This window comes from Blautia sp. 2227st1_G12_2227SCRN_220401, assembly GCF_039062885.1.
Classification (GTDB): Bacteria; Bacillota; Clostridia; order Lachnospirales; family Lachnospiraceae; genus Blautia_A; species Blautia_A fusiformis.
Window position 1 is genome coordinate 1 of the sequence record NZ_JBCLNI010000019.1, and the last position, 11,214, is coordinate 11,214.

Genomic DNA, 11,214 nt, shown 5'->3' on the forward strand with positions numbered 1-11,214 from the left:
AAAAACACCATATAGATTTTTTGTACGCCGCCGCCCGCCATCGAGCAGAGTTTTACACCTAATTGGGGATAAAACAGTTGATGGCGGGCGGTGGCATCGTACTGATTGGAATAAACCTGATTCCACAGCTTGCAACTTTGTTTGGATAAATAAATGGGTGGAATAACCGAAAAAATAACAGAGTTCATAAAGGATCTGCTAACAGGCTGGATCACATCAAACCTGGATACCATGTTCACCGATGTAAATACCAAAGTAGAAACGATTGCTACAGAGGTTGGGAAAACACCCCAAAATTGGAACAGTGGCATTTTTTCCATGATAAAAAATCTGTCGGATAATGTCATTGTCCCCATTGCGGGGATGATTATTACATTTGTACTGTGTTATGAGCTGATTTCCATGATTATGGAAAAAAACAATATGCACGATACGGATACGTTTATGTTTTTCAAATACATTTTTAAGATGTGGGTAGCGGTATATCTGGTTACTCATACTTTTGATATTGCGATGGCAATTTTTGATGTAGCGAATCATGTGGTATCCAATGCTGGCGGTATGATAACCGGTTCCGCATCTATTGATGTTACAGAAGCATTGAAAACGCTTCTTGAAACGCAGATTGAAGATATGGGAATCGGAGAATTACTGGGGCTTGGTCTTGAAACGATGCTGGTCAGTTTATGTCTAAAAATCATATCAGTCCTGATTACCGTCATTTTATATGGACGAATGATAGAAATATATCTTTATGTCTCTGTGGCACCTATTCCGTTTTCAACATTTACGAACAGGGAATGGGGAAGTATTGGAAATAATTACGTGAAGGCATTATTAGCGTTGGGATTCCAGGGATTTTTTATGATGGTATGTGTTGCGATTTATGCAGTTCTGGTAAATGCTATTACAGTTGCGGATAATCTTCATACAGCTATCTGGTCAGTTGCAGCATATACAGTTATTTTATGTTTCAGCCTGTTTAAGACCAGTTCCCTGGCAAAATCAATCTTCAATGCACATTAGGAGGAAACAAGAATATGGCATATGTTCCAGTGCCGAAAGATTTTTCAAAAATAAAGACAAAATTAGCACTGAATTTAACTAAAAGACAAATTATATGTTTTTTTCTGGCAGGAATTTGTGGTGTTCCGGTCTATTTGCTGACAAAAGCAGGACTGGGAACAGATGTGGCAGCAACGCTTATGATCATAGTGATGCTGCCATTTTTCTTTTTTGCAATGTATGAAAAGGATGGATTTCCAGCAGAGAAAATATTGCTTCACATTATCCGGCAGAAATTTTTAAGACCTGGAATCAGGGTCTATCGTTCCCAAAACTTATATGACCGGATTATAGAGTACGATAAATTAGAGAAAGAGGGTGCATGGCTTGAGAAAAAGGCAAAAGAAGCCAGGGAAGCGAGAAATCCGTTCCATTTCCTTAAAAAAGCAGACCGAAAAAAATAAGAAACAGAAAACCGGACTTACGAAAGAAGAAAAAAAGCGTCTGAAAGAACTTCGGATGATAAAAGCGGAGAATCAGAAGAAGAGGAAGCCTTTTACAGCGCAGGATACGATTCCATATAAGGAAATATATAAGGATGGTATCTGCAGGACGGATGATAACTATTATTCAAAAATGGTGCAGTTTTACGATATAAATTACCAGTTAGCGCAGAATGATGATAAAGCGGCTATTTTTGAGAACTATTGTGAGTTCCTGAATTCATTTGATAGCTCTGTTGAGGTACAAATTACATTTCTTAATCAACAGGTGAATTTTGATGAGTATGCAAAAAATATTGATATTCCAGAGCAGGATGACTGTTTCAATGATATTCGGAAAGAATATTCGGATATGTTGAAAATGCAGCTTTCCAAAGGAAATAACGGGCTTGTAAAAACAAAATATATCACATTTTCCATTAAAGCGGATAATCTGCGAAATGCAAAATCCAGGCTGGAGAGAATTGAAGCCAGTGTGTTGAATAATTTTAAGGTGATGGGAGCCATGGCAGAGCCTTTAAATGGAGTAGAACGTCTGAAAATTCTGCATGATGTGATGAATATGGACACAAAAGAATCTTTCCATTTCCATTATGGGATGGTTGCAAAAACAGGTCTGCAGACAAAAGACTTTATTGCACCTACCGGATTTGATTTTCGTAATGACAGCTATTTTCGGATGGGACAGACTTTTGGATGCGTGTCATATTTACAGATTACATCACCAGAACTTACGGATAAGCTGCTGGCAGATCTGCTGGATCTGGAAGAGAATCTTATCATCAATATGCACCTGCGTCCCATTGATCCCAAGGCAGCTATTAAAAGTCTGAAAAGTACGCTGTCAAATATTCAGAAAATGAAAATTGAAGAACAGAAGAAAGCGGTCAGAAGCGGATATGATATGGATATTATTCCAACGGACATTTCTACATACGGAGAGGATGTGGAGGGATTGCTCAATGAAATCCAGTCCAGGAATGAGAAACTTTTTGAACTTACTTTTTTGCTGATGAATACAGCGGACAATAAGAGAAAACTGGACAATATTGTGTATCAGACGGCAGGAATTGCTCAGAAATATAATTGTAATATACGGAGACTTCAATATCAGCAGGAACAGGGACTTGTGGCATCACTGCCACTGGGAATGAACCAGACTGGAATACAGAGAATTATGACTACGACTTCTACAGCAATCTTTGTTCCGTTTACCACACAGGAACTTTTCCAAGGCGGTGAAGCTCTTTACTATGGCTTAAATGCACTGTCAAACAATCTCATTATGGTGGATCGGAAACGATTGAAAACACCTAACGGCCTGATTTTGGGTACTCCTGGTTCCGGTAAGAGTTTTGCAACGAAAAGGGAAATTCTCAATGTTTTCCTGATTACAGACGATGACATTATTATCTGTGACCCGGAGGGAGAATATTTTCCGCTGGTAAATGCCTTAAATGGTGAAGTTATTAAAATCAGTGCAAAAAGTAATGATTACATCAATCCTATGGAAGTGAACCTGGATGTTATTTATCATCCGGAGAAATACAGGATTAATGGCGATGTGGAGGATATTGATACCATTATTGCTGATAAAGCAGAGTTTATCACATCTTTCTGCGAGGTCATTATGAAGAAACCTCAAAATGCAGAATTAAATGGTGATGAGGTTTCCATGATTGACCTGTGTGTAAAAGACATTTATAAAAAATATCTTTACAATGATCCAAAATCGGAAAATATGCCGACTTTGCAGGATTTCTATGAACGTCTGAACTTTTATGCACCAGATAAACCAGCAGCACAGAACATTGCCAACAGTCTGCAGTTGTATGTAACAGGATCGCAGAATGTATTTAACCATCGAAGTAATGTTGATACGCAGAACAGAGTGGTATGCTTTGATATCCGGGAACTTGGAACCACATTACGAAAAGCAGGGATGTTGATTGTCCAGCATATGGTTTGGACAAGAGTATCACAGAACCGCAGTCGCAGGAAATCAACCCGTTATTATGTGGATGAATTTCACCTTTTGCTGAACCAGCCACAGACTGCTAATTATTCTATTGAAATGTGGAAGAGATTTCGTAAGTGGGGTGGAATCATTACAGGAATCAGCCAGAATGTAACAGATTTTCTTGGCTCTCTGGCAGTAGAAAGTATTGTGGGAAACAGTGATTTTATCCTGATGTTAAATCAGCACAGTGGGGATCAGAAGATCCTTGCGGAGAAATTGAATATTTCCAAACATCAGATTTCTTTTGTAAATAACAGTAATGCAGGAGAAGGGCTGCTTTTTTACGGAAATGTAATCATACCTTTTGCAGACAGATATCCGCAGGATACCAGAACCTATGCTTTGATGAGTACTAAACCGGATGAGATTCAGACTTAACGGACAAAAAAGCAGAGGTGAGGTACATTGGGAAAACAAAAATATACGGCGAAAGAGAAGAAAGTCAGCCGTATGACCAGAAATGGTCTGGTTGAGGAAAATCTTGCAACAAAGGAGACCAGAAAAGTTACAAACAGCGATCAGGAGTTGTCTTATAAACAGAAGGATGTAGAACAGGCATTTATTACTTCTGAAAAGAAGAAAAACTCTCATAAAAAAGCTGAAAAGAAACAATTTTCCGAAAAAGTTCAGGAGGGAAATCCTGCGAAAAAAGAAGAGGCTGCAAACAGTCCTCCGGGAAAACGAAAAACACAGGGACGGTACAGATACCGGGACAAGCCTGCAGGTGTTTCTGTGGATTCAGCGGTAGAAATACGTGAGCGCAAAGAAAAACACAGGAGCCAGTATCAGCGACAGAAAAAGAAACAGCAGAGCCTGCAGTTTGGAAAACTGGAGACAGATGGAAGTCTGAAGAAAGAAAAGAAAACTTCGTCTGAAACAGATGGAGGATATTTTCAGGCAGAGAAGAATGATGTTTCTACAAATCGAAAAAAAAGAACGCAGAAATATAGCCGAAAAACAATAAAAACTTATCAGGAAGTGGATAAGGCTGCAAGAAAACAGGAAGCTGAAAGGCAGAACAAAATTCCGAAAGATTCTGTTTATATCAAGAAAACAAATGAGGAACAGAAAGCAAAGGTAAAGTATCATTTATATTTCGATAAAAAAACAGGGAAAACGGATGGTAAAAAGAAAACATTGTCTTCTGTTCCCCAAAAAGTATTAAAAAATGCAGTATATCAGAAAACAGGCGAGGAAGAGGAGGAAAACAGTGCTGTAGATGCAGCGCATAAGCTGGTGCGTTCGAGTGAGTGGATATTACAGGAACATAGCAGTCGAAATATCCGGAAGAATCGCAGTCAGATACATAAAGAAAACCGTTTAGAGCAAAAAGTCTGGAAGAGTGCAGCCAGGTATCAATATCAGAAATATCTGGAAGAACATCCAGAGATGCAGAAAAAGCTGATCAGAAAATTAATACAGAAGCAGAGGATTAAGCGAGAGTATCAGATGGCATACCGGGCTGGGAAGATTGCAAAAGAAACAAAAGACACCTCAATCCGGTCAGTAAATCTTGCTACTAAAATTGCAAGAAAGGCACAGGAAGTATTTGTAAGAAATGTAACTACTCTGATCTCATTGGGGTTGTTATTGATTTTGCTTCTTTCTGTAATGACAGGATTTGCTTCCTGTTCGGCTATGTTTTCTAATGGAATTTCTACGGTAATCGCTTCCAGTTACATTGCGGATCCGGACGAAATTGAAAAAGCAGAGTTGTATTATACGCAGTTGGAAGCCAGTCTTCAGCAGAAAATAAACCAGATGGAAGCCCGGTATCCAGGAAAAGATGAATACAGATATAACATTGGTGAAATCGGCCATGATCCCCATACATTGATCAGTTATCTGACTGCCAGGTATGGGGATTTTAAGTTTGAAGAGATAAAAGGAGAACTGGAAACAATTTTTTCTTTACAGTACGGAATCACCATAGAGGAAAAAAGTGAAACCCGGCAGGAAACATCTACGATACAGGTAGGGCAGTCATTGGGAAATGTGGTGACCAGTGGATATTGTAACTGTCCCATCTGCTGTGGCGTGTGGAGTGGAGGACCGACTGCTTCAGGGGCAATGCCACAGGCTAATCATACGCTTGCGGTTGATGCTGCAAACCCATTTCTTCCAATAGGGACGAAAGTAGTGATGAATGGGATTGAGTACACCGTAGAAGATACTGGAAACTTTGCCCAGTATGGTGTCCAGTTTGATGTTTATTATGATAATCACGCAGTAGCTGAGGCACATGGTCATCAGACCTGGGAATGTTTTCTGGCAGAGGGCAATCAGAACTCTGTGGAAGTTACCCGTACAGTAACTGCAGATGTACTGAATGTTTCCGTTCAGGCAAAACCGCTTAGAAGTGTTATTCTGTCCAGAATGGAAGAGGATGAGCAGGAAATTTATGAAGAGGTCTATTCCAACAGAGGAAATTTACAGACATATAAAACTCCGGTTGAGTTAAACTGGTATGCCTATATCAGTACTTATTATGGGTATTCTGTAAACAATGGAACCGGGCAGACACAACTTCACAGAGGTGTGACGGTTAATGTACGACAGGGAACAGAAGTGAAGTCAGCGATGAATGGTTTTGTTGTAGATGTAGGATATAGCGGAACTTTTGGAAATTATGTAGTTACGCAGGATAAAAAAGGTGTGCAGATTAAATACGCTTATCTGCAGAGCATTTCGGTAGCAAATGGTCAGGAAGTAACAACAGATACTGTAATTGGTACAACGGGAAGTACAGGAAGTGCAACCGGAAGCCAGTTATATTTGGAACTGGTCAAAGATGGGGAATATTATAATCCTGTTTTTTATATCAGTACCGGAGATAGCGGGCTGTATGGTGGAGGCGGCAGTTATGATGATGAGACTGTGCGGAGATTATTTGCGGAAGCAGACAAATATCTTGGTATGCCGTATGTATGGGGCGGTTCCAGCCCGGAGACTTCTTTTGACTGTTCTGGTTTTGTAAGCTATGTGTTTACCAATTCGGGTGTCTGCAATATGGGAAGACTTACTGCACAGGGAATTTATGACATTTGTATGCCTGTATCACCAGAAGAAGCAAGACCAGGAGATATTATCTTTTTCACTGGGACGTATGATGCGGGAGAGCCGGTTACCCACGTAGGAATTTATGCCGGAGATGGACAGATGATCCATTGTGGAAATCCAATTCAGTATACGTCCATTAATTCTGCATACTGGCAGTCTCATTTTTATGCTTTTGGCAGGCCATAAGGAGGGGCGTTGTCTAATCATAATAAAGTTTGATAATTTGATAAAAAGAGTGACATAGAAATAAAAAAGTTATACAATAAAATCAAAGGAAGAAAATGATAAAAAGGTATGACATTGCGAACATGAAATAATAAAAAAGCATGACATCGGGGTGGTGGATATGGCAAAGAGAACACGAACATGGAATGAAGCCAAATACCGCAAATATCTTGCTGAAGGGAGAACTTATGGAATATAAGCCATGGGTTCAAGTTCAGGATTTCCCTTCTAAGGGGATAGTTTCGCGTGTAAAAGGCCGTACTACGGGAAGAATCCATCACCTGATGTCAAACTTGGAATTACGATATTTCCTTCTGTTGGATTGGTCTGAAAAAACAATAGATATCCGGGAACAGTTCCCTCTTGATGAAATATCAGAAGCTATTGGAATTGCAGATGCCTGTGGCATCCGGTATCCTTGTGATAACGTCAGTGGTTTCCCGTATGTATTGACAACAGATTTTCTGATCACGGTAAATGGTGGTTATGTTGTAAGGGCAATAAAACCCAAAACAGAACTCCAAAAACTGAGGGTAAGGGAGAAACTTGAAATAGAGAGGCGTTACTGGTTAAAGAGGAATGTCGAGTGGAGAATTGTAACAGAAGATGAGATTCCCAATACAAAGATGTAGATGATTTCAGAGGACTAGGGTTGATGTATGAAGTAGAAGGTGGATTTTCTTATTCTCAGAGAGCCTTCAAGCTTTTAGAACATGCCTTGGACTATGAAGGGAAAGTGAGTATTCCGGAGAAATTTCCTGAAAGAAATGTGTTTACGGTGGCTACAAATGATGATATTGAAGCACTATTTAAGAACTAATAAATAAAACTGTTATCTGAATAGGAGGATACCGGATTATGAAGATTGAATCTATAAAGATAAAGAATTTTAGAAGCTATAAAGAAGAAACGGTAATTTGTTTTGATGATCTTACAGTATTAGTTGGTAGAAATGACATAGGTAAATCTACAATCCTTGAGGCGTTGGATATTTTCTTTAATGATGGAGGCGGGGTAATTAAGATTGATAAAACTGATCTTAACATCCAGGCATCAAAAAATGGTGACAACGAAACTGTCATTTCTGTATGTTTTTCAGAATTGCCAGAGTCGATTATTATAGATTCAGCAGTGCAGACCACGCTTAGCAATGAATATATGCTGAATTCTGATGGCTTTCTGGAAGTGGTAAAGAAGTATAAAAGTGGCGGAAAGGCTTCCGTATTTATCCAGGCGAAACATCCGACGAATGCTGATTGTAAAGATTTACTTCTTAAGAAGAATGCAGAACTTAAACGAATTGTCACGAGTAAAGGCATAGAATGTGAAAACCAGAGCGTCAATGCAATAATGAGAAGATCTATCTGGGAGCATTATGCAGATGACCTTAATTTGCAGGATATCGAGATTGATGTTTCAAAAGAGGATGCAAAGAAAATCTGGGATAAGTTGTCTTCTTACATGCCCGTGTATTCTCTGTTTCAGTCAGATCGTAAGAACAGTGATGGTGACAGCGAAGTTCAGGATCCGTTAAAAGAGGCAGTTAAGCAGATCATCAATGATGAAGGATTGCAGCAAACTTTGGCTTCGGTAGCAGAGGTTGTAGAAACAAAGCTGAAGGAAGTTTCAAGTAGGACTCTGGAAAAGTTGCGGGAAATGGATCCTGCTGTTGCAAACAGCCTGAATCCGGTTATCCCTACTGCTGACAAGTTAAAATGGGCGGATGTATTTAAGGCGGTGTCAATTTCAGGTGATGAGGATATCCCTATCAATAAAAGGGGAAGCGGTGTCAAGAGGCTCGTCCTGTTAAATTTTTTCAGAGCAGAAGCTGAGAGGAGAGCTGCTGAAGGTGATAATACAGGTATTATTTATGCGATTGAAGAGCCGGAAACTTCCCAGCATTCCAATAATCAGCGAGTGCTGATAAAAGCATTAAAGGAACTTGCTCAGGCGGCTAATACACAGATTTTGCTTACAACACATAGCCCTGTTATTGTAAAAGAACTTGACTTTGAAAATCTTCGCTTGATTTATGAAGATGAAGATGGAAAACGCGTACTCTCAGTGGAACCGGCAGTTCTACAGTATCCTTCATTAAATGAAGTGAATTATGCAGCTTATGGAGAGGCAACAGAGGAGTACCATAATGAATTATATGGATTTCTGGAATTTCAGCAATGGCTTAATGATTACAAAACAGGAAGGCCGCAAAGACCATATCTGTATGTGAAAAATGGTAACACAAAGACATGGAACCTTGATCTGACGGAATATGTCAGACATCAAATCCATCATCCAGAAAATCATAGCAACACACACTTTACTCAGAGTGAATTGAGGCAGTCTATTGAAGATATGAGGCTCTATATTAGAAATCGTGCTGAAACGGAAGGAATATGGGATCCGATTCCGGACGGTGAATAAGACTGCTTACATAAACTATATAAGAAAACTGAATAAAGAGATTTACTTAAAAGGATGCAAAAGCCGCGAAAAGCAGATGCGTCCTTTTTTGTGTTCAAAGTAGAGAGGAGGTGATACCTTTGATTTTATTGGAGAGAATTATTGTCAGACTTTTTTATGATTATCATGAAAGGAAATATCAAACTTTTTTGTGAAAGGACAGGCGTATTTGAACATTGAACGAATAAAAGAAGAACTTGCAAGAACCTACGCTAAGATTGAAAAGCTACAGAAAAAAGCAAGGGATCTGGAAGAACAGAAGAAACAGGCAGAGGATATGGAGTATCTGAAAATTATCCGAAGCAATGGAGTTTCCGCAGAGGAACTTCAGTTGATGATTGATATCAGCAAGGAGGAACAAAAAAAGATATTGGAAACCAGAGAAAAGGAGTAGACAGAAAATGAAGAAATTTCATAAAAGAGCAGCTGTATTTTTAACCGCAGCTACGTTAGCAGGACTTCCGGTAGGAGCTTTCTTTTATAGTTCGCCCGGAAGTCTGACTGTATGGGCAGATAATGTAGAAGTGGAATCATCAGAAGAAAGCAGCCTGGAAGATGTTGATTTTTCAGATGGATCAGAAGCTGAAATTCATGCAGATCCAGTGGAACAGGCACAGGAAGATGCAGGAAATGATGTGACGGAAACACCAGAAGTAGGGATTACCTTTACAGAACCCGAAGGCTGGCAGACAGATACGGCAACCGTAAAAATTCAAGTGGAAGATACAAAGAATACAGGTGCTTTTTCTATTGCAAAAGTAGAAGCAAGACTTTCAGAAAATGGAGGATGGTCAGACATAACCGGAAATATGGAAGTATCCATCTCTTCTAATTGTAGTGTTTATGTGAGAGTTACCGATCAGAATGGAAATACTTATGAGCAGAATCGTTACATAGAGTGTTTTGATAAAACCAAACCAACTATTATTGCGGCTGCGAAGAATGGGATACTGATTGTGCAGGGAGTTGATGCGGAATCGGGAATTGCTGCTTTGTATGTCAATGGAAATGAATTCACAGAACTGACGAATAATACATTAAATGTCCGTTTGCAAAAAGCGGATACTTCCTATGAATACTTTACCCTGCAGGCAAAAGACAAAGCAGGAAATATGTCAGAGATCTATAAAGTAGGAAACCCTTATTATGAAAATCCAGATGCAGTAAAAGAGAATACAGAGGTTTCCGGAACGGAGCAGAATGCAGCTTCTTTGCCAGCCGATGGAACTGCAAGTAAGCCCACCAGTGCTACGGCAACCGTAACGGAACATCAGACAACGAACGAGACTGCTACTGCACCAACAGAACCAGAAAACACAGGAAATGAAACAGATACAGAAGCAGATACCGGACGGGTGCAGGGAGAAAGTTCTGCTTCCGGCATGACAACAGGAACAGTTCAGGACAAAGGGGGAAAGGAATTTTATACGATCAAGACAAAAAGTGATAAGGTTTTTTATCTGATTGTAGATAAGGATAAAACGGATGAAAATGTTTATCTTCTTACAGAGGTAGGCGAAAATGATCTTTTGAACTTTACGGATACCAACATGGTCACACTTCCACAGAACCAGGCTATTGCAGAATCCGCACTGCCACTTGAAACAGAGAAGATCACAGAGATACCGGAACCAGAAGTTACGATCATACCGGAAGAAAAGGAAGAACCTGAGAAGAAAAGCAATAATTCCGGCACGATTTTATTAATGCTGCTGGTTCTGGCAGGAGTTTGTGGTGCTTACTATTATTGGAAATTTATGAAAGGAAGAAATACTTCTTTTGATTATGAAGAGGACGAGGACGACGATGAGGAGGAAGATACAATTCGTGAGGATGATGAAGAATTAGAAGAATATGAAATGGAAGGTGAAGTAGAAGACGAAGAATCAGAGGAATAACTTTGTTTCACTTAATTACAGCGACAGGTGCAGAAAGGAG

General features: G+C 39.5%; 9 protein-coding genes and 1 pseudogene. All 10 read left to right on the forward strand.

What is annotated here, in order from left to right:
• Positions 1-65: 65 nt before the first annotated feature.
• A pseudogene (locus ABCM67_RS10665) lies at positions 66-149 on the forward strand (Maff2 family protein); the annotation flags it as partial.
• A gap of 4 nt (positions 150-153) precedes the next feature.
• Positions 154-1,026 (forward strand): CD0415/CD1112 family protein, encoded by an 873-nt coding sequence (locus tag ABCM67_RS10670; protein ID WP_005426566.1) that lies wholly within the window; start codon positions 154-156, stop codon positions 1,024-1,026.
• Between the two features lie 14 nt (positions 1,027-1,040).
• Positions 1,041-1,469, forward strand: coding sequence for a PrgI family protein (locus ABCM67_RS10675; protein ID WP_021652599.1), 429 nt, complete (start codon positions 1,041-1,043; stop codon positions 1,467-1,469).
• Positions 1,438-3,906: a PrgI family protein gene (locus tag ABCM67_RS10680; protein ID WP_342992862.1), complete on the forward strand. Its 2,469-nt coding sequence runs from the start codon at positions 1,438-1,440 to the stop codon at positions 3,904-3,906. Before ABCM67_RS10675 ends, ABCM67_RS10680 begins: the two co-directional genes overlap by 32 nt.
• Positions 3,907-3,933: 27 nt before the next feature.
• Positions 3,934-6,774 (forward strand): NlpC/P60 family protein, encoded by a 2,841-nt coding sequence (locus ABCM67_RS10685; RefSeq protein WP_342992846.1) that lies wholly within the window; start codon positions 3,934-3,936, stop codon positions 6,772-6,774.
• Between the two features lie 227 nt (positions 6,775-7,001).
• The gene (locus tag ABCM67_RS10690) at positions 7,002-7,445 is read left to right on the forward strand and encodes a TnsA endonuclease N-terminal domain-containing protein (protein WP_342992847.1); all 444 of its coding nucleotides are present in this window, start codon (positions 7,002-7,004) and stop codon (positions 7,443-7,445) included.
• A gap of 23 nt (positions 7,446-7,468) precedes the next feature.
• Complete coding sequence (locus ABCM67_RS10695) at positions 7,469-7,633, forward strand: hypothetical protein (protein WP_342992848.1); 165 nt, start codon at positions 7,469-7,471, stop codon at positions 7,631-7,633.
• 38 nt (positions 7,634-7,671) lie between these two features.
• Positions 7,672-9,237: an ATP-binding protein gene (locus ABCM67_RS10700; protein WP_342992849.1), complete on the forward strand. Its 1,566-nt coding sequence runs from the start codon at positions 7,672-7,674 to the stop codon at positions 9,235-9,237.
• A 208-nt stretch (positions 9,238-9,445) separates the two neighbouring features.
• Entirely contained in the window at positions 9,446-9,670 is a 225-nt protein-coding gene (locus ABCM67_RS10705) for a DUF4315 family protein (RefSeq protein WP_342992850.1), read from the forward strand.
• A gap of 7 nt (positions 9,671-9,677) precedes the next feature.
• Complete coding sequence (locus ABCM67_RS10710) at positions 9,678-11,174, forward strand: DUF4366 domain-containing protein (protein ID WP_342992851.1); 1,497 nt, start codon at positions 9,678-9,680, stop codon at positions 11,172-11,174.
• Positions 11,175-11,214: the final 40 nt, after the last annotated feature.

Coding starts and splice junctions, on each gene's coding strand:
- ABCM67_RS10675 (WP_021652599.1), top strand. CDS start 1,041: ATGGCATATGTTCCAGTGCCGAAAGATTTTTCAAAAATAAAGACAAAA.
- ABCM67_RS10670 (WP_005426566.1), top strand. CDS start 154: ATGGGTGGAATAACCGAAAAAATAACAGAGTTCATAAAGGATCTGCTA.
- ABCM67_RS10695 (WP_342992848.1), top strand. CDS start 7,469: ATGTATGAAGTAGAAGGTGGATTTTCTTATTCTCAGAGAGCCTTCAAG.
- ABCM67_RS10690 (WP_342992847.1), top strand. CDS start 7,002: ATGGAATATAAGCCATGGGTTCAAGTTCAGGATTTCCCTTCTAAGGGG.
- ABCM67_RS10710 (WP_342992851.1), top strand. CDS start 9,678: ATGAAGAAATTTCATAAAAGAGCAGCTGTATTTTTAACCGCAGCTACG.
- ABCM67_RS10700 (WP_342992849.1), top strand. CDS start 7,672: ATGAAGATTGAATCTATAAAGATAAAGAATTTTAGAAGCTATAAAGAA.